The sequence below is a fragment of the Mycobacterium haemophilum DSM 44634 genome (assembly GCF_000340435.2).
Lineage (GTDB): Bacteria > Actinomycetota > Actinomycetes > Mycobacteriales > Mycobacteriaceae > Mycobacterium > Mycobacterium haemophilum.
Genome location: NZ_CP011883.2, coordinates 1157550 through 1177255, shown reverse-complemented (window position 1 = coordinate 1177255; position 19706 = coordinate 1157550). Strand labels below are relative to the sequence as shown.

The following is a 19706-nucleotide window of genomic DNA, read 5'->3' as shown; positions in this document are numbered from 1 at the left end:
GTAGTTCTCATTGGGCTGATCCCGATGTGGTACCGACGCCCGCATCAGCGAATTCGCAGAATGCGTCGTATGCGCGAGCGCCGTAGATGGTCGCCGGTCCCCCGTGCATGAGGATGGAGACACCGATGGCTTCGGCGGCCTCTTCTTTGGAGGCTCCGGCGCGGGCGGCCCCCTGGGCGTGCGAGGCGATACAGCCATCGCACCCGGCCACCACCCCGACAGCGACCGCGATGAGCTCTTTAACTTTTCGGTCCAATGCACCTGAGGTGAGCGCGGCGTTGCTCATCTCTGCGAATCCGCGGTAGACCCCGGGGATCATCTGTCGCAAGGCGCGGTGCTGAGGGTTGAGGCCATTGAGTACCTCGTGATGATGTTGGTGTTCGCTCATGACAGATATAATACATATACCCGTACGGGTATTCCGGGTCTGATCGTTTCGATGATAACCGGTCGGCCACATACCCCCTGGGGTAACATAGTTTCAGGTACGATCTGGAGGGACCAATGGTTGGTAACGAAGACAGCATCACAGCGGTGCTCAATCGGTTGCGCCGCGCCCAGGGACAACTCGCTGGGGTGATCGCGATGATTGAGCAGGGCCGTGACTGCAAGGACGTGGTCACGCAACTTGCGGCGGTTTCCCGCGCGCTTGACCGGGCCGGGTTCAAGATCGTCGCCGCCGGCCTGCGGGAGTGCATCAGCGGCAACAGCAGGGGCGGCACGCCGCCGTTGACGGAGGCTGAACTGGAAAAGCTGTTCCTGGCCCTGGCCTGAAATCACAGGCGAGGAAAGGGCCATCAGCAAGGTGATTCGACACCAGGGAGAAGTAGCAATGACATTAAGCCTGAGCACCGACCTTCACACCTCGTTTAGTGAGGCGGTCGAGCGGACCACGCAAGCCCTCGCCGATCAGGGTTTTGGCGTGCTGACCAAGATCGATGTGAAAGCCACGCTGAAAGAGAAGCTGGGCGAGGATATGGAGGACTATCTGATCCTTGGTGCCTGCAACCCGTCGCTGGCTCACCGCGCCCTGGATGTGGATCGACGGATCGGCCAATTGTTGCCATGCAACGTGGTAGTGCGAACCGATCCTGTCGGCCGCAGCGGCCGGGTGATCATCGAGGCGATGGATCCGCAAATAATGGTCCGGGTCGCCGGTCAGCCGGGTCTGCAGGAAATCGCCGATGAAGCTGCCGCCAAACTGCATGCCGCGATCAATGCAGTTGGTCACACCGCGCAGACAGGGTAGCGCTAACCGGGTCGGACAATGATCAACGGCGCTTGTGCGGATTGGGCAAGAGCGGAGCCCACCGAGCCCAACAGCATGCCGGGGAATCCGCCACGGCCGTGGCTGCCGACCACCACGAGTTGAGCGTGTTGGGATTCCTCGATGAGCCAGTGGGCCGGCTTGTCGCACACCAGCCGTCGCTGCACGTGCACGTCGGGATATTGTTCTTGCCAGCCCGCCAGGCGCTCGGCGAGGACTTCCTCGCCTCGGGTTTCGTAGTCCTGCCAGTCCATGCCGAGGATCGGGAAGACGGCAACATCGCTCCACGCGTGCAAGGCAACAAGGTCCACCCCACGACGTGACGCCTCGTCGAAAGCCAACTCGATAGCTCCTTCTGAAGCCGGCGACCCGTCAACGCCCACCAAGACCGGGGCTTTATCGTCTGCCGAGCCGTCATCGTTGTGGATGATCGCGACGGGACAGTGAGCATGGCGCACCACACCACTGCTGACAGAGCCCAGCAAAAACCTGCCCAGCGCCCCCATCCCCCGGCTGCCCACAAGGATCATTTGGGCCTGCGAGGAAGCGCCGATGAGCATCGGCACGACGGGCGAATGCACGACCTCGGTGTGTACGTCAGGTGCAGCGACTTCACCCATGATGGCCAAGGCGGTCTTGCGTGCTTGTTCGATGACGTCGCGAGCGTTGGCCTCCCAGGCCTCGGCGATCTCTACTTGCCTGGAAGGCGCGGGCCAGTCAGGGATTGGGGCGACGACGTGCATCAGGGTGATCGTCGCCGCACGCATCAGCGCTTCACGGCTGGCGAAGCGTATGGCGGCATCCGATTCCGCCGACCCGTCAACACCGACCAGTATTCCGTATTTGGTTGCTAGCGCAGACATTTTGCAGCCCTCCGAATCCGAGCGTGGTGACGTCATCTGCTGTGCTCTTGGTGCCCAAGCCGCGTGATCTGATCTCTGCCGGGCAGCACGGCGACCAACGGCGTTCTAAACCTACGTACGTCATGGCAGGAAGCGTACAAACCTCCCGATGGTGAAGGCTGGGGCCGAAGGCCCATTTCCTCGAGGACCAACGGCCCTGGCACTCCGCTGTGAAATCCATAGCGTTGAGATGGAATGCCTTGGAGTTCCGCCGTTAGCGCCCAGCACGGCCGTTGACTTGCCCGCTAAGGAATGAGGGATTTGCCGATGGGCACCCATTGGCTGGTGATGGACATCTCGGGCGATGGCGCCGCCCCATTCAGCACCCGGGTGGCCGGGGCTGGCCGGCACCTGCCGCCAACACATCTCACCACAGACGAATTGATGTCCACCACGAAGCACCACACGCATATCGACCTGGAACGGTTGACAGGCATACATGAACGCCGCGTCTCGCTCGGAGACGAGGACTCCTATAGCTTGGCGACTTCGGCGGCGTTCGACTGCCTTGCTAAGGCGCAGCAGGACCCCGCATCGGTTGAAGTGGTAATCAACTGCAGCATCACAAAGTTTCGCGGCGGCCTCACCCAGTGGCTGGAGCCGCCGATGAGCAGTGCCGTCGCCCATGCGATCGGCGCTGACAAAGCGACGACTTTCGACATCTCCAACGCGTGTGCGGGAATGCTGACCGGTGTCACGGTGCTCAACAACTGGATTCGGCAGGGAACCGTCAAGCGGGGGCTGGTGGTCAGCGGCGAGTACATCTCCCCGCTCGGCCAGAATGCGGCCCAGCACATTCGCAGTATCATGAGCAAAGAACTCGCGTCACTGACGCTTGGTGACGCGGGTGCGGCGCTTCTGCTCGAGCGCGCCCCCACTGGATCGGGCGGGATCCGCCTCGCCGGCTTCACTACCGTCGCCGACTACAGCAGACTCTGCCTAGCGTATCCGAAGGGCCACGATCCGGGTGCCCGAATGTTTACAGATTCTCGGGCTATTCATCGTGCGGCAATTTCGAACACCCCGCTGCTGCTGCAGGAAGTCCTTGATGCAGTGGGTATTTCGATCCACGACATCGACCACGTGATCACCCATCAAACCTCAGCACGCGCCATCCGCAAAGGCATGGCGGCGATGTCCGCCTCGTTCGGCGAGACCCCTCGCCACGATGCGGTAATCACGGTGGACCGATACGGCAACACCGCTTCGACAACTCATACGGTGGCCCTTATCGAAGAACTCGAAGCCGGGAACATCCAGCCAGGTGAGACCGTGGCGCTGATCGCGTTGGCGTCGGGTCTGGAAATCGGCGTCGTTCTGCTCACTCTGGACGAAGATCTGGTGAAGCGCTATGGGCACAATAATTAAACGGCTCAATATCACCAGTGGCAGTTGGCGTACTCGTCACAGTGCGCTGCACCTGGCCGTCACGGCGGCGCAGAAATGTTTGCAAGGAGCTGAGCAAGACCCCAACGACGTCGACCTTCTGGTCAACGCCGGAATCTACCGTGAGCGGAATCTGGGGGAACCCGCGCTTGCCGCGCTCATCCAGGAGGACATCGGCGCCAATGTCGAAGATCCGCATGCCGGCGCACACGGCACGTTTTCCTTCGACATCGCCAACGGCACCTGCGGCGTGCTCACCGCACTGCAGGTCGTCGACGGATTCCTTCGGTCGCATACCGTCGACTGCGCCCTGATTGTGGCCAGTGATGTGGATCCCGGCCACGGAATGAGCGAGCACTTCCCGTTCGCACCGGTCGGTGCGGCACTGCTGTGCGGTCGGACCGGCGACGGCGACGGTCTAGGTCAATTCCACTGGGCAAACCTTCCCGACGATGGCGAGAACTTTCGCGCCACAATCGGACTCGGCGACGCACGTAATGTGCTTCGATTCAACGGATCCGTGAAAAAGGAGCAGCAATTCGCTACCGCCGCAGCCGAAGCGGCGTATGGCTGCCTCGCTAAGTCCGCACTCGGACTTGACGAGGTTGACGCGATCGTCGCGGCTCCGGCTCTTGCCGGCTACCGCACCGAGCTGGCCACCCAGCTCGGCGTTCCGGTCGAACGGATCACCATCGCAGCAGACGAAAAAATCCATACCGCCTCACTCGTGGCGGCACTTGACCGCTGCACTGGTCGATTTCCAGCAGGCGCCCAGGTGCTACTCATCGTTGCTGGCGCAGGGATTACCGCCGGTGCAGCGCTCTACCGCCAGCCCCTTGAGTCGTCGCGACAGGAGCTCAATGGACTTTCGGCCCACCAGGCTAGTGGCGTACTGCCCTTCCGGCCGCATTCGCTGTGCCCACACGATAGAAGCACATCGTGACGGCAGGAGCAGCTGATGAAAGCCAAGGTCGGCGATTGGTTGGTCGTCAAGGGCAGGACCAACGAACAGCAGGGGCACCGCGGGATGATCACCGCAGTGCACGGTGCGAAAGGCCTGCCGCCCTACGTGGTCCGATGGCTCGACACCGGCCATGAGGCTCTCGTGTTCCCAGGACCTGATGCGATCGTCATCACTAGCGCGGAACAGGAGGCCGCCGACGAGCAGGTACGGTCACGGCTCGCATCGGTACAAGCGGCAATCATGAAACGTCCGGCCGGACAAGTTTAGACGGGCCGAAATGAGACGCACCACAACCAAGCGGAGACGCCCACGCATTCCCGAGCATCAGCAGTTAACTCGATTGCAGGTGTACATCGTGGCATCGTCGTTATTGCCCTGGGCCCTTTTGCGTCACCGGCGTAGCAGGTACCGACGGAATTCGTCAGCGCCCCAGACGACGAACGGGAAAGGCAACAGCACCAGCAGATCGATGGGCGCAGGAGCCTCGGTGCTCAGCAGGGATTGCATGGTTGGGGCATAGACGAATACGGCGGCCAGTACGATTTCGGCGGCGATGCCGGCAAGCAGGTACCTGTTGCTGAACACCCCCACTGACCACAGTGAGGTTCGCTGAGTCCGCACCGCAAAGGCGGTGCCGATCTGCCCCATGACCATGCCGAGAAAAGTCATGGTGGTCGCTTGCCGGTAAACATGATGCAGCGGCGTACCGACATCGACCGAGACGCCTGGGCGCCAGCCGGACTTCAGTAGAACGTAGAAGTAGCCACCCATCGACAAGGCGGCGACGATCACGCCAAGAAACAACCACGCGCGCAGCAGCATTGGCACCCGAATCACACCTTCGTTGCGTAGCCGCGGCGGACGCTCCATGATCCCGGGTTCGGCCGGATCACGGCTGAGCGACAGCGCCGGCAGTGTTTCACTGCCGACGTCGAAAGCCAGTATTTGCATGATTGTCAGCGGAATCGGAATAGTGCCACCGCTAAGCGCAAACACCAGGAACGGAACCGTATCCGGAACCGCATGCGCAAAGATGTAGATGATGAATTTGCGGACGTTGTCGTAAATGCGCCGGCCCGCTTGCACCGCGCTAACGATCGAGCTGAAGTTGTCGTCGGTGAGGACCATGGTCGCGGCCTCCCGCGCGACATCGGTGCCGGAAAGCCCCATCGCCACACCGATATCGGCGCGGCGCAGCGCCGGCGCATCGTTGACTCCGTCACCGGTCATAGCGACGACATGGCCGTCACTGCGCAGCGCCTCGGCTATGTGCAGCTTGGCTTCCGGCGATGCCCGGGCGAAGATCACCTCTGGCTGCTCACGGATCAGGGCGGCTAGCTGATTCTCGTCGAGTTGCTCGAATTGTGCGGCAGTGACCACCGTCGGGTCTGGGCCGGTAATGCCGACGCGCTCCGCGATGGCCGCAGCGGTCAGCGGATGATCGCCGGTGATGACGATGATGCGGATACCCGCCGTGTGGCACTTCGCGACCGCATCAGCGACGCCCGGTCTGGGCGGATCCAGCATCGCGACCAGACCAGCAAGGCACAGACCCTGCTCGGCCGTGGTTCGTTGGTGCGGCGGCCTCTTCTTCGGCGGTAACTCTCGCTGCGCGAAGCCGAGGACGCGCAATCCCTGCGCGGCAAAGGCGTTGACAGCATCTTCTGCGCCGCGCCGTCGCGCTTCGTCGAGCGGCTGCGGTCGACCGTCACCGTCAAGGATGTGGCTGCACCGCGGTAACAGCGCCTCCGGCGCGCCCTTGGTATGCACGGCAGACGACCCGTCCTCGGACCGGTCGATCGTCGACATCAACTTCACTTCGGGGTCGAAGTGGAATTGCCAGCGGCGGTGGCCTTCTCGTGCTGCAGCATCCGTCTCGGCGCCGAGAATGCGGGCTGCCGCCAGCACCGCGATCTCGGTCGGATCGCCGACCGGACCCTGAGGATCGTCTAGCCGAGCGTTATTGCAGCTGGCTGCGATCAGGCCCAGCGACCGCAACGGCGGGGACGATGAAGTGTCCACCCGACCGTCGGGATGATCAGGGTCGAGCCCGATTCGGCCCGCGGCCGTCCATACCGCGGCTGGGGTCATGCGGTTCTGGGTGATGGTGCCAGTTTTGTCGGTGCAGATCACGTCGGTACAGCCCAGAGTCTCCACCGCGGAGAGTCGTTTAACCAGTGCGCCGCGATTCGCCAACGCCCGCACCGCCACCGCTAATGCCAGGGTGATAACCGGCAACAACCCCTCGGGCACCATGCCGGCCAATAGGCCCGCCGCGAAAACCATCGAGTTGATCAAGGTCAAGTGCGCAGCAAGCGTCGCCATCGGGATGAACGACAACGCGAGCATGACCGAAACTGCGGCGATCAGCCAGGCTGCCCGCCTGACTTGACGCTCCAGCGGGCTGGGATCAGGCTTGACACGTTCAGACAATGCGGCGATACGGCCGATCTCGGTGGCCATACCAGTGGCGAACGCAACCCCTCTGGCCTCACCGCCAGTGCAGCTGGTTCCGCTGAACACCAACTCATGTGCGCTCAGCAACGGCACATTCACATCCACCATCGCAGCCGACCGCAGTGTGGGCACCGATTCGCCGGTCAGCGCTGACATATCGACCTCGATGGCACCCGCCAGCAGCCGGATATCGGCGGCGATCCGATCTCCCTCCTCGATCACCACGATGTCGCCGGGTACCAGTTGCGTTGCGTCGATTTCGACGACTGCGCCGTCACGAACGACCTTGGCCCGTTGCGGCAAGTATTTGGCCAGCGCCTCCACCGCCCGCTCCGCCTGCAGTTCCTGCACGAAAGAGAAGGCGGCGTTCAGCATGATGATCACCACCACGGCGGCCGCCACTACATGTGAGCCGACGATCACCAACAGTCCGGCGGCCACCCACAGCAGCAACGCCAGTGGGTGGGTCAGCTGACGCACTAACGCCTGGGGCCATTCGCGGCCACGGCGGCGCTGCAACTCGTTCGGCCCGTACTGCAACAGGCGTCGCTTCGCCTCGGTCTCCGACACCCCTTTGGGGGTGCTGCGCAGGTCACGCAGCAACAGATCAGCAGCCTCTTCGGGGTCGAGCGCGGCCGGGGAAACCCACTCGTGGTGTTGGCTTCGCACTTCGCCATCCTGTCAACGGCCCCACCGGCAGAACAGGAGCCGACGGACGCATTAGTGAGGGACCTTCGCCCCTGCATTGACGGGACTTACGGATGTGCTCGAGTTACGCGTGGCGCGGACTACGCGAATGTGAATTCCCGGCTGGGTTCGGGACCGAACTGGAAACGACGGCCCGTGATCGACTCCGGAACAACGCGAACCCAATGCAGCTTCAACGTCGCAATCCACGGCAGCAGCTGTGCCCGCTCAGCCTCTTCGATCTCTTCACTAGTACGGAGCATGTGGGCCGCGCCCTTCACGATGACGCTCCAGCCTTTCACGGCATCATGGTCGTCGGCCTCGAAGAGAACGTGATTATTGATTGCGGTGCTGACCAACTTGGTGCCCTCGGCAGTACGAAACAACACCGTGCGGCGCTGGACAACGAAGTTGACCGGAAAGATCTCGGGCTCGCCGTCGACGCTCGTAACGAGACGCCCTAACGCTGTGCTTGCCAACCGATCCCAGCATTCTTTTACCGACAGGATCGTCACGGGTTCAACGGTCGTCATCTGGCTCACGATAGGACGGCGCTGGGCGGCTTGGAAGCGTCGTTCGTCCTTTATGTGAGGGACTTCCGGCTCTGTTCACCGGCACAACCAAGGACGCACAGTGACGTGGTGGAGCACCTGTCAGCGCTGGACGCAAGTTTCCTGGAGGCCGAGAACTCCGATCCCCATGTGAGCCTGGCGATTGGCGCCGTGTCGATCCTGGCCGGCCCGGTGCCGCGGTACGACGACCTGGTCTCAGCCTTCGCCGAACGGGTACGGGCGATTCCCCGGTGCACGCAGATGCTGCACACCCATCCGCTCGATCTCGGCTCACCCGAGTGGGTGCAGGACCCACACTTCGACATCTCGCATCATGTGCACCGCGTGGCGTTGCCGGACCCGGGCGATGATGCCGAACTGTTCCAGATGGTCTCGACCGTCATGCGGCATCGGCTCGACCGGGAACGTCCGCTCTGGGACTGCTGGATCATCGAAGGCCTCACCGACAACCGGTGGGCCGTCCTGGTAAAACTTCATCACTGCATCGCCGACGGCATCGCCACCACAGAGCTGCTGGGCAAGCTCAGCGACGACGGCTTAGGTTCTGGGAGCGATAGTTTCGCGAAAAATATTCGTGCCGCCAAACAGTCCGATGAGCTTGCGCTGCGCTTGCCGCCGATGACCAGGAACCCCGTGACCTGGCTGGGCGGCATCTGGCGGACGGCGGTCGCCGCGGCTGCTGCCGCCGAACACGCCGCGGTGGGCGTGGCTGAGCTGACGGCCAGTCTGCTGAGCTCACCGCCCGAATCGTCGCTGACTGGACCGGTGACAACGATGCGGCGCTACAGCGCGGCGAGGGTTCGCCTGGTCGATATGGAGAAGGTCTCCCGAGCCTTTGGGGTGACACTCAACGATGTGGCGCTGTCGGCGATCACCGACAGCTACCGCAAGCTTCTGCTCAGCCGCGGTGAACAGCCCCACCGTGATTCGCTGCGCACCCTGGTTCCAGTGTCGGTCCGGTCGATGAAGGACTTCCTAAGAACCGACAACCGGGTCTCGGCGATGCTCCCGTTACTGCCCGTTGACGAGGCAGACCCCGTTAAGCAATTGGAACTGGTGCACTCCCGGCTAGCGACCGTCAAATCTAGCGGTCAGCGTGAAGCCGGCAACACGTTCGTAGCGGCGGCTAACGCTATCCCATTTGCACTGTGGGCATGGACGGTTCGACTAGTGACCCGGCTTCCGCAACGTGCAGTCGTTACTGTGGCAACTAACGTGCCAGGTTCCCGGCGTCGGCAGCAGCTGATGGGTCGTGAGGTGCTGGAAGTCCTGCCGGTACCGCCGATTGCTCTTGGCCTGCGTACCGCCATCGCGATGGTGAGCTACGCCGATAGTTTTGTCTTCGGCATTACCGCTGACTATGACACTGCGCCTGACATCGACCAACTCGCCGCAGGCATCGAGCAAGCGGTGGCGCAGCTGGTGGACGTCATCCCGATACGTCGACGCAAACATCAACGCGTCAAGAAAGTTCAAAGCGCATAGCCACTATGCCTCAATTGCCCAGCTCTCCCCCGCAAGCGGGTGGGGGTACCTCCCACTTGTGGGGGCGTGCCCCCACCTCATCGCGCTATCGGGCTCTGCATCGTCGCCGGGCTAGCCTCAATTGCCCAGCTCCTCTTCATCGCGCTATCGCGCTCTGCATCGTCGCCGGGCTAGGAGAATTCGATCGTGCGGCCGGGCATGAGGGATTGCACTCGGCCGCGGTATTCAATGTCGATTGCGTTGGTCTGTTCGGAATCCGAGCTGATTTTCGCTTCGCGTCCGCTGACCTGCAGATGCAGACGATGCCCACGGTACCTTAGCGAAAAGGATAGGTTTCCAAGCCCTTCGGGCCACAGCGGATTGAGCACGATGCGGTCGGCGCGGAATTCCAGGCCGGTGAAGCACCGCTGCAGCAGATCGATGCTGCCGGCCATGGCCGCCAGGTGAATGCCCTCGAAAGTGGTACCTTTTTGGACGTCTGCGACGTCGGACAGCAGGACCTGCCGAAAGTACTTCAGGGCCTGATCGCGGTCGCCGCGGGCCAAAACCCAGGAATGCACGATGGCACTCAACGTGGATCCGTGTGAGGTGCGAGATTGGTAGTAGTCAATGGTTTTCGGGATCTGGTCAGGGGTAAACCGGTAGCCGAGCCGGTCAAATAATTCACGTAGTTCGTCGGAGGAGAGCAGGTAGAACAGCATCAGCACGTCGGCCTGCTTGGCTGCTTTGTAGTTGTTGACGTCGTCGTTCTCGGCCTCCAGAATGCGGTCCAGACGGCCGATGCTGCCGTACCGCTGGCGATACGCGTCCCAATCCAGCTCAGCCAGTAGCTCGTAGCCCTCGAATTGGCTTATTACGCCCTCATGAAATGGCACGAACATGCGTCGGCTCACGTCATCCCACAAGGCAAGTTCGCGACCATCCACCTCAAGCCTGTCCAGCAGATCGAGCCGATCCGACAACGGCAGTAGCTCAAGCGCTTCCATTGCGTGCACAATGACCCAAACCGCCATCACGTTGGTGTAGGCGTTGTTGTCGATGCCATCGTAAACCCGGCCCGGGTAGCCCGAATGGAACTCGTCGGGTCCGATGACCCCGCGGATCACGTAGCGCTTCCGCGCGGTGTCGAAGCTGGCTAAGCTTGCCCAGAAGCGTGCGATGTCGGTCAGCATTTCCGCTCCGTAGTCGATCAGGTAGTCGACATCGCCGCTCACCTGGTAGTACTGCCACACGTTGTAGGCCACGGCAATTCCGCTGTGGTGGGCACGTGCGCTGGGATCGGGATTCCATCTGCCCGAGCGCGGGTTCAGGTGCAGCTGCGGGCTTTCCTCACGACCGTCACTGCCGGATTGCCAGGGAAACATCGCGCCGGTGTAGCCGGCTTCGGTGGCAGCTCGGCGGGCCTGCGGCAGTCGCCGATAGCGATACTGCAGCAGGGATCTGGTCACCGTCGGGAAATGAATGTTCAGCACCGGAAAGACGAACAACTCGTCCCAGAAAATGTGGCCGCGGTAGGCCTCACCGTGCAGTCCGCGCGCGGGCGCTCCGACGTCTAGACCAGCAATGTTCGGTGACAGGGTTTGCAGCAGATGCAGCAGATGCAGGCGCACGATCCGCAGTTCGTCGGGGTTGTTGCCAATGTCGATGTTGAATCGTTCCCACAGATGTTCCCACAAATGTGAGTGGCCCTGCAGCAGTTGGGCGAACCGGCCGAGACGCTGCAACTGCCGCTCAGCTTCGTCCGCTGGTTCGGATACCGACAGATCGCGTCCGGTAACGATCGCGGCGATCTTTTCCAGCGTCACCGATTGCCCGACCGCCAGGTCGATCGCGACGTCATGACCAATGCGGGCCACCTCCTGCACCAGCTGGTAATCCGCCTGCACCGATTCCTCGTCACGCCACAAAGTGGCGCGCACCGCCACCGCAACGGGGATTTGGGAGTGCACCGTGGCTGCCTCCAAAAGTGCTGACTCACTAGATAACTCGCGCAGCCGCGTAACCTTTAGGTGCTTGCTTGATAGGTTGCGATAGCGTTCGACTAACCGGTTCTCGACGTCTCCGTGTATGGCGGATCGAAATTCGAGCGTCCCCGACCAACTTTCGGCGGTCACCGTGGTCTCGAACGCGGCCACATGGGGCAGATGTATGGCCACGAATCTGCGCTGGGTCACTGCGGTGGTGCGATCTGCGGCATCACGGAATCGAAACTGGCGAATCACAACGGCCCGACGCAAATCGAAGGTTTGCGAATAGGATAAGACTTCGACGTCATCGATGTTGAACCACGGTCCGGCGTCGATCCGGAATGTTAACGGTAGCCAGTTGGGCAGGTTCACCAGGCTTTCGTTGGTGACATTGTGACCGGCGATCTGATCGGTGAGCCGGTTGTAGATGCCGGCGGCGTAAGTACCCGGATAATGAATGTTCCCCGCCGTCGATTCCGGCGCGCAGCCGCGGGTAGCGAAATAGCCGTTGCTTATGGTGCATAGCGCTTCGCGCAGCGGTTCATCGTGAGGGTCATAGCGTTCGAAAGTGATCGACCAAGGGTTGTTGGATTCGTCGTGCTCGACGGTGATGTCGTGCGCCAGCCGCTCGATGAATTCGCGGACCGCGTGGGGACCGTCAAGGGCAAACCGGGCGCTCGACGGCCGGTCACCGTCCTCGCCGTGTCGTACCACGATCCCAATGCCGTCATGTCGCACCGCGTCGAAGACGTCCTCGTCGGTAAGGTCGTCACCGAGGTAAATCGGCAACACCGAATCGGATTCGGCGATCCTACGCAAGATCCATTCCAGCGCTTTCCCTTTGTCCCACGCAATGTTGGGCCGCAGCTCGATCACCTTGCGTCCGTTGGTGACCCGAAGGCCGCTGCGCTGCCCGACGGTGTGCACCGTCGCAGTCACCTCACGCACCACCCCGGGCGCGGCGTTGCGGTAATGAACGGCCACCGCGTACCGCTTATGCTCGACGCGGACGCCGTCGAGGAGCTCAAATCGGTCGCGTAATTCGACCGCCGCCACGTCGAGCACACCGATGGCTGTTTCAGCGGTCTCGATGTGGTGGTGGGTGCCGTCGGGCGCTGTCAGCTCAAAGCCGTGGCTGCCCGCGTACCAAATACCGGGCAGCCCGACCCGAGGCGCCAAATCGGCGAGGTCGCGCCCGCTGAGCACCGCGACATCACACTGTGTGGCCAACACCTTAAGCGCGTCTGCGGCACCGTCGACCAGCGAGGCGGAGTCGGGGTCGTCAACAATGGCAGACAACGTGCCGTCGAAGTCTAGGAGTACCGCTGGTCGTCGCATGGCCATCACCGTGGCGATTTGACCGTAGGACTGCAGCGCATCGGAAAGCGTTGACATCCGCCGATCTCCGCAGCGCACGCTGATTTCGACGAAGTCGGTCACCACAATATCGGCCCCGTTTCGGCGCAGCTCGTCGGCATTCCCCACTCGATCGACCCCGACGACCAAGGCGAAGCCGCCATCGCGGCCGGCGCTTGCCCCGGCTTCGGAGGACTCCACGACGACGCAGCGGCGGGGCGACGCATCCAGTTGCCTCGCGGTCTCCAGCAAAACGGCCGGATCCGGTTTGCCGGGGCAACTGAGTTGTCCATCAACGTCAGCGACATGAACAGTGAAGATGTCGCCAATACCGGCTGCGGCCAACACCTCTCCGCAACTGGGGCCCGACGAGTAGGCACCCGTGCGGATACCGACATCGTGTAACCTACGCACCAGCGCAATCGTGGAATCGAACACCAGCGAGTCGTCGATCCGGGAAGCATCTGTTACGACGCTGTCGACGTCGAAGATCACCGCGTCGTAGTAGCGCGGATCGATTATCACCGGCACCGTCACGACCACCGCCAGGGACTGCACAGCTAGTGAATTTCCAACACATCGTCGAGGGGCCGTCGTGGTGTTGCCGCGGGCAGCTCTTCCATCGGCGGCGCTATACCGACGCGGATCAACACTTGTGGCTCCCCGCGTTCCCCGATGAGCCCGCGCACGATGTCGCGGCTCTCGTCCAACTCGATCAGATGGGTCAGCGTGCAGGTCGCCATGCCGGCCATCGTGCATTCCAGTAGCACGGTGGATAAGACTTCGCCACAGCCTAATACCTCCGCCCGGCTGTCCTCGGCAGTGGACAACACCAGGATCTTCGACCAATCGACCGCGACCTCGACACGACGCTCGGCATTGCTGCGGGCAGGAAAGTCCCGAGCCACATCGACCCGCTGCCGTTCCAAGACGGATGGTAGCGCGTCTGGGGGCACACCCTCTGCCAGTGCGAATGGTGATGTCCACCATTGCAGTTCGGCGTGATACGACACGTCGTCGCGGCGCAGCGCCTCGGTCAGCTGGGAGGCTTCGGCCAGTTGCGGCCGCAGCTCGTCAGCGAGCACATCGAGCATCGCGATGCTCTCGTCCATACTGCTGCGCAGCACCGGCTCAAACGACGCCCAGTATGTCGGGAGACCTAGCGGAAGCCGGTCAGTTCGCCGTTGCAGAATCGCCTCTGCGCGTTTGCGCTGAGCGTCGGTGACGAATTCGAGGGGGCTGAATTCAACCGATGCCAAATGATCTCGGTTGTTCGGGTTGGGGAAGCGATCGATGTTGGCCTGCCAACCGGCCGCCACCATGGCGATGCGCAGGTGATCGAGCACCGCGCCGCAACTGATGATCGCTTCGCGGCCGGAACGGTCGGTGCTGCGCACCCACCGGCGCGGATCAACGAAGAGGCGCAACACGGCGCCCTCGAGAACCCATCGCCAGGGCTGGCTATTGTGCACCGACGGCGCCCGGCATGCCAGCAGCAGTGCCTTCTTTACCACCCCGATATCCAGCACGGTTTGGGGCATGTCACATCCTTCGCGTCGGTCTAAGGTCGACCCTAGCCAGCGCAGCGGGCGCCGCTAGAGTCATTAGTCCCGGCCGCGCCACCATTCACCCATCGATGCGGCAAGGACCTTCGGCCCTGCAGGTAGTGACCTTCACCGCACCGACTGTGGCCCTCCGGCGCTACGCCCAGTGCTCGCGTGGGCACAGGATCGTGCCATGGAACGGGCCCCGGGGATTACCGCTCAGATCACTGGACCGTGTACGGGGTCCATGAGCCCATATGCCGAGATACGGGAAACACACACCGGTGTCGTCGTGCTCGTGGGTGACAAAGCGTACAAGGTGAAGAAACCGGTGGCGACCGATTTTTTGGATTTCAGCACCGCCGACCGCCGTCAGCGGGCCTGCGCCCGGGAAGTCGCGCTCAACAGCCGGCTGGCACCCGAAAGCTACCTTGGCATTGCGCACTTGAGCGACCCCACCGGCGGTCCCGCTGAGCCCGTTATTGTCATGCGGCGCTACCCTGACTCGTGTCGGCTGGCCACCCACGTCAAATGCGGCACTGCGGTGCGGGGTGAGCTGGCCGATATCGCGGAAGTACTCGAAGTCTTTCACAGCCGTGGGCCCCGTACGCGGGAGGTGGACTCGCAGGGCGAGGTTGGCGCGGTCAGCGCACGCTGGCAAGAAAACCTCGCGGAATTGAAGCATGCCGCCGGTATCGTGGTGCCGGCCGAATTGATCGCAGAGGTCGAATCTCTGGCGACAAGATACATGTCCGGTCGTGCGGCACTGTTTGGCCGGCGCATCGCTGACGACCGTATCGTCGACGGGCACGGCGATCTGCTGGCCGATGACATCTTCTGCATGCCCGACGGCCCGGTGCTGCTGGATTGCCTCGACTTCGACGATCGTCTGCGCTATGTCGACCGCATCGACGATGCGGCGTTTCTGGCGATGGATTTGGAGTTCCTCGGACGCAGCGACCTCGCCGACTATTTCCTCGATACTTACAGCCGCTGTGCCAACGACCATGCCCCGGCTTCGCTGAAGCACTTCTACATCGCCTATCGCGCACTGGTGCGGGCCAAGGTCGACTGCGTGCGGTTCGCGCAGGGAAGCCCTGATGCCTCGGCGGACGCGTCACGTCATTTGTTGCTGGCGCTCGAACACCTCGCGGCGGGAGCGGTCCGGCTGGTCCTCATCGGTGGCGCACCCGGGACCGGCAAGACCACTCTCGCCCATTCGCTTGCCGATCGTGTTGGCGCAGAGGTCATCTCCACCGACGCGGTGCGGCGCGAGCTGCAGCAGCAGGGCACGATCGACGGCGAAGCCGGCCTCCTCGATGAGGGTCTCTATCGGCCGGACCAGGTTGCTGCCGTGTACCACCACGTCATCGCGCGCGCACGCATCGCCTTGGCCGGTGGGCGATCGGTGATCTTGGACGGCACCTGGCGAGATCCCCGCCAGCGCCAGCTAGCCCCAACGCTGGCTAGCCAGACCGCATCGACGCTGCTCGAGATCGTCTGCTGGACGTCAGCGGATACAGCGGTTGAACGGGTACGGGGCAGGACCGCGGGCGCCTCGGACGCGACCCCGCGGATCGCCCGGGCGCTGGCCATCCGCGACGACACGTGGGACGCGGCACACCCCATCGACACCAGCCAACCGTTGAACGACTGTACCGACCAAGCCGAAAAACTGTGGCACAACGCGCATTAGGGACTCCCATCGATTGCGGAAGAGAGCTAACACGATGCAAGCCAACAACTATGTCCGTAACATCTCGAGCCTGCGAATCACCGACGCGGAGGAAGCCGGCGGCAAAGGAGCCAATCTGGGTGAGCTCGTCGCCGCCGGGCTGCCGGTCCCGCCCGGCTTCGTGCTGATGCGCGCCGGTTACCTCGACTCCATGAAAGCAGGCGGAGTCGAGACCGAACTTAGCGCGCTTCATCAGGAGGCCTTGGCGCACGTCGACAGCACCGCCCGGCTGGCCGAGCTGTGCGGCCGGATGCAGAAGCTGGTGACCAAAGCCGGTGTGAGCAACGATACCCGGGATGAATTACTGACCGCATACCGGCTCCTTGGGTCGAACTCCGTTGTGGCCGTGCGGTCCTCGGCTACCGGAGAAGACAGCCGCGACGCCTCATTCGCCGGTATGAACCGGACCCTGACCAACGTGATCGGAGAGGACGCCCTCGTTGAGGCAGTTCAGCAGTGCTGGCAGTCGCTATTCACCCCACGCGTGATCACCTACCGAGCGGGCCGCAGCTTCACGTCCGATCCCGCGATGGCCGTCGTCGTGCAACAGATGATTGTCGCCGACACCGCGGGCGTGGCCTTCACCAATGATCCGAGCACCGGCGCGCAGGACCATGTTGTTATCGAAGCCGCATTCGGGCAAGGCGAAGTTGTGGTGTCGGGCAAAGTGGAACCCGACACCTATGTGGTGGCCAAAGACACGCTGCAGGTTCTCCACACCCGTGTCGGGTACCAAGCGTTCAAGATCGTCCGCGGACCCGACGGCCATGACACCACTGTCGAGCTGGACCGCGCGAGCGCCGAAACCCGGGTCCTCGACGACGATGCCTTGCGGCGTATCGCCGAGCTGGCGATCGCCACTGAACAGCACAACGGCTGCCCGCAGGACGTCGAGTGGGCTATCTCCTCGGGCGCCACTTGGCTGGTGCAAGCCAGGCCAATAACCACGCTGCCACACCCCGCTGAGAGGGATCATGCGGTGCTGGTCCGCGGGCTACCCGCCGCGCCGGGGACAGCATCGGGGAAGGTGCGGGTGCTGCTGGCACCGCAGGTCGGCGACCACTTGCTCGACGGCGAGATCCTGGTGGCTCCGATGACAAATCCGGACTGGCTGCCAACCATCCGGCGGGCAGCTGGGCTAGTGACCGACACCGGCGGAATGACTTGTCACGCCGCAATTGTGGCGCGTGAGCTTGGCGTTCCGTGCGTTGTCGGGGCACGCACCGCGACCACCGAGCTGCGTGACGGCATGCTGGTCACCGTCGACGGAACGCACGGCCAAGTCATCGCCGGCCAAGTCGCGAAAACCCCGCAGATCACGGTCGTGGATCGGTCGGCAGCGCCCGTGAATGCAGCCGAAGTCACGGGCACCAAGGTCTACGTCAACCTGGCGATGCCAGATACCGCCGACGGGGTCGCGGCGCAAGACGTCGACGGCGTTGGCTTGCTGCGCGCCGAATTCATGCTGACCGAGGCGCTGTCGGGTCGACACCCGCGCGATCTCATCGTGCGTGGGGAGCAGGATCAACTGGTCGACGCGATGGTCGCGTCGGTAGCAAGGGTCGCGGCCGCGTTCACCCCGCGACCGGTGATCTATCGGGCAACCGACTTCCGCAGCAACGAATTCCGCGGTTTGCGCGGCGGCGAGAACTACGAGCCGGTCGAACACAACCCGATGATCGGCTACCGCGGCTGCTATCGCTACATCAAGGAACCCGAACTGTTCGCGCTAGAGCTGCAAGCCCTGGCCCGCGTCCGTGAGCAATACCCCAACGTGCATCTGATGATTCCGTTCGTGCGCACCCGGTGGGAACTCGAGCAATGCCTGACCCTAGTGGACGCCAGCCCACTGGGCCGGCAACGCAGTCTGCACCGGTGGGTGATGGCAGAAGTGCCTTCGGTGGTGCATTGGTTGCCACAGTACGTCGGGATGGGTATCGACGGGGTATCCATCGGCAGCAACGACCTGACCCAGTTGATGCTCGGCGTGGACCGCGATTCCGATGTCTGCGCCGAACTGTTCGACGAATCAGATGCGGCGGTGCTTGCTGCGATCGGCCACATCATCACCACCGCATGCAGACTCGGAATCACATCCTCGCTGTGCGGGCAGGCGCCCTCAACGAACCCGGCATTCGCCGAGCACTTGGTGCGCATGGGCATCACATCCGTGTCGGTGAACCCTGATGCTGCCGGTGCAGCACGGCGCGCTGTCGGCGCAGCCGAACGCCGGTTGCTGCTCGAGTCGGCGGTGCGGCGCCGCGACGGGTGATCGGTTGCTGCACAGCGACTGGGGCCACGACGTCGCGTCTCGAGTCGACCTCAAGCACCTGGCGGGTTGGCAAGAGCACTCTCCCGACTCGTGGCACGGCCGGTGTAACCATCACAGTTGTGCCCCACGATCAACAACGGACAGTCAGTGTCGTGCAGCACACTGCGGCCAGCGGGGCTGCCGGCTTCGTTCGCATGGACCAGACCGTCCGAGCCGACGACGACGAGCTTCACCGATCGAGCATGCTCGGCCAGATAATCGACGATAGTGCCCTGCAATGTCACGGGACGAATGTCCGCGTCCGGATAGCGTCGAATCCATGGCGCCAACTGGCGATCCAGCCGACCGCGAGCCGTGGTCAAGGCCCGCAGCGGTGCTCGCCGCACTCGAGCCTCCGCCGACGCGGTCGAACCCACCCCCTTCCGGGCGAATTGAAGCGATCCACATGCCCCGACACAGATCATCGCCGCCGATCGTGATGCCCGTGTGAGCACGGTGGCTGGGTGTCCATGCACGATCTCCACCTCGATCTTGACCGGCTCCCCAGATGCCTCGACGGCCATGATCGCGTAGCGAACGGCGTTCTCGGCGGTGGCGAGCTTGTGGGCGATACTGTCCGGGTCTGCGCGGACCATGCCGCGTGGATCGATGGCGTAGAGCAACCGGAGGGGATGTTGCGTGCAACTGCTTCATCGATGCCCCAGAGAGCCGCGGCGACTGCAGCTTTAGAGCCGTCGATACCAACGACAACCGATTCTGGCGGATCAGAATCCTGCATGCTCAGCTCCCACGTTCAATTGAAAACCGTGGCGCTTCTGGGGTGCGCTCTGGTTGAAATTATCGAGTTCTCTGCCGCGCCATTCAGGGGCGTTGGTCCCTCAGCCGACCGCCGATGGTCCCGAATTCCCACACGGCTGGGCCGTGGACAGTCGTCGCCGCGTGAGCACCTGCCGAACCCCTGGCTGCGGGCGTAGACACGATGTGGTCGTCCGACAAGCCACTTCGATGGCGAGCCCGGGCCTTAGGTACGTTGCCGAGAGGACCAAAGGCTCTCAAAGCCCCGTGTTTAGCAGCCATAGAGTCGTTGCCACTGCGACGTTACACATGGTTGA

Annotated in this window: 15 protein-coding genes; 8 read left to right on the top strand and 7 right to left on the bottom strand. The window is 62.9% G+C overall.

The window, feature by feature from the left end; genetic code table 11:
- Positions 1-7: 7 nt before the first annotated feature.
- Positions 8-388 (bottom strand): carboxymuconolactone decarboxylase family protein, encoded by a 381-nt coding sequence (locus tag B586_RS05620; RefSeq protein ID WP_047313225.1) that lies wholly within the window; start codon positions 386-388, stop codon positions 8-10.
- Positions 389-504: 116 nt separating this feature from the next.
- On the opposite strand from B586_RS05620, the gene B586_RS05615 reads away from it, so the two are divergent.
- Together B586_RS05615 and B586_RS05610 are read left to right on the top strand one after the other, a co-directional pair.
- The gene (locus tag B586_RS05615) at positions 505-774 is read left to right on the top strand and encodes a metal-sensitive transcriptional regulator (protein ID WP_047313226.1); all 270 of its coding nucleotides are present in this window, start codon (positions 505-507) and stop codon (positions 772-774) included.
- Positions 775-832: 58 nt separating this feature from the next.
- The gene (locus B586_RS05610; RefSeq protein ID WP_047313227.1) at positions 833-1249 is read left to right on the top strand and encodes a DUF302 domain-containing protein; all 417 of its coding nucleotides are present in this window, start codon (positions 833-835) and stop codon (positions 1247-1249) included.
- 2 nt (positions 1250-1251) lie between these two features.
- On the opposite strand, the gene B586_RS05605 is transcribed toward B586_RS05610, so the two are convergent.
- Complete coding sequence (locus B586_RS05605) at positions 1252-2130, bottom strand: universal stress protein (RefSeq protein ID WP_047313228.1); 879 nt, start codon at positions 2128-2130, stop codon at positions 1252-1254.
- Positions 2131-2436: 306 nt separating this feature from the next.
- On the opposite strand from B586_RS05605, the gene B586_RS05600 reads away from it, so the two are divergent.
- The 3 genes from B586_RS05600 to B586_RS05590 are packed head-to-tail and all read left to right on the top strand — an operon-like array spanning position 2437 to position 4786.
- Entirely contained in the window at positions 2437-3537 is a 1101-nt protein-coding gene (locus B586_RS05600; RefSeq protein WP_054880475.1) for a 3-oxoacyl-ACP synthase III family protein, read from the top strand.
- A complete protein-coding gene (locus B586_RS05595) occupies positions 3521-4498 on the top strand; it encodes a 3-oxoacyl-[acyl-carrier-protein] synthase III C-terminal domain-containing protein (protein WP_082607527.1) in 978 nt (325 codons plus the stop codon). The genes B586_RS05600 and B586_RS05595 overlap by 17 nt, the downstream gene beginning before the upstream one ends.
- A 15-nt stretch (positions 4499-4513) precedes the next feature.
- On the top strand, positions 4514-4786 hold the full coding sequence (locus B586_RS05590; RefSeq protein WP_054880476.1) for a DUF1918 domain-containing protein: 273 nt from the start codon (positions 4514-4516) through the stop codon (positions 4784-4786).
- A 123-nt stretch (positions 4787-4909) separates the two neighbouring features.
- On the opposite strand, the gene B586_RS05585 is transcribed toward B586_RS05590, so the two are convergent.
- Positions 4910-7645 carry a cation-translocating P-type ATPase gene (locus tag B586_RS05585; RefSeq protein ID WP_054880477.1) on the bottom strand — a complete coding sequence of 912 codons (2736 nt, stop codon included), beginning with the start codon at positions 7643-7645 and terminating at the stop codon, positions 4910-4912.
- 119 nt (positions 7646-7764) lie between these two features.
- Positions 7765-8196 (bottom strand): pyridoxamine 5'-phosphate oxidase family protein, encoded by a 432-nt coding sequence (locus tag B586_RS05580; RefSeq protein WP_047313232.1) that lies wholly within the window; start codon positions 8194-8196, stop codon positions 7765-7767.
- A gap of 108 nt (positions 8197-8304) precedes the next feature.
- Here B586_RS05580 and B586_RS05575 point away from each other — a divergent pair, with 108 nt between their 5' ends.
- The gene (locus tag B586_RS05575; RefSeq protein ID WP_054881051.1) at positions 8305-9720 is read left to right on the top strand and encodes a wax ester/triacylglycerol synthase family O-acyltransferase; all 1416 of its coding nucleotides are present in this window, start codon (positions 8305-8307) and stop codon (positions 9718-9720) included.
- Between the two features lie 170 nt (positions 9721-9890).
- On the opposite strand, the gene otsB is transcribed toward B586_RS05575, so the two are convergent.
- Together otsB and B586_RS05565 are read right to left on the bottom strand one after the other, a co-directional pair.
- On the bottom strand, positions 9891-13580 hold the full coding sequence (otsB, locus tag B586_RS05570; protein ID WP_054881052.1) for a trehalose-phosphatase: 3690 nt from the start codon (positions 13578-13580) through the stop codon (positions 9891-9893).
- 23 nt (positions 13581-13603) lie between these two features.
- Positions 13604-14584 carry an Acg family FMN-binding oxidoreductase gene (locus B586_RS05565; protein WP_156406718.1) on the bottom strand — a complete coding sequence of 327 codons (981 nt, stop codon included), beginning with the start codon at positions 14582-14584 and terminating at the stop codon, positions 13604-13606.
- Between the two features lie 196 nt (positions 14585-14780).
- Between B586_RS05565 and B586_RS05560 the strand changes: the two genes are divergently transcribed.
- Both B586_RS05560 and ppsA read left to right on the top strand, forming a co-directional pair.
- On the top strand, positions 14781-16283 hold the full coding sequence (locus B586_RS05560; RefSeq protein ID WP_418001123.1) for a bifunctional aminoglycoside phosphotransferase/ATP-binding protein: 1503 nt from the start codon (positions 14781-14783) through the stop codon (positions 16281-16283).
- A 34-nt stretch (positions 16284-16317) separates the two neighbouring features.
- Positions 16318-18594, top strand: coding sequence for a phosphoenolpyruvate synthase (ppsA, locus tag B586_RS05555; protein WP_054880478.1), 2277 nt, complete (start codon positions 16318-16320; stop codon positions 18592-18594).
- Positions 18595-18644: 50 nt separating this feature from the next.
- Here ppsA and B586_RS05550 read toward each other — a convergent pair whose 3' ends face one another.
- Positions 18645-19229 carry an adenine nucleotide alpha hydrolase family protein gene (locus B586_RS05550; RefSeq protein WP_418001122.1) on the bottom strand — a complete coding sequence of 195 codons (585 nt, stop codon included), beginning with the start codon at positions 19227-19229 and terminating at the stop codon, positions 18645-18647.
- Positions 19230-19706: the final 477 nt, after the last annotated feature.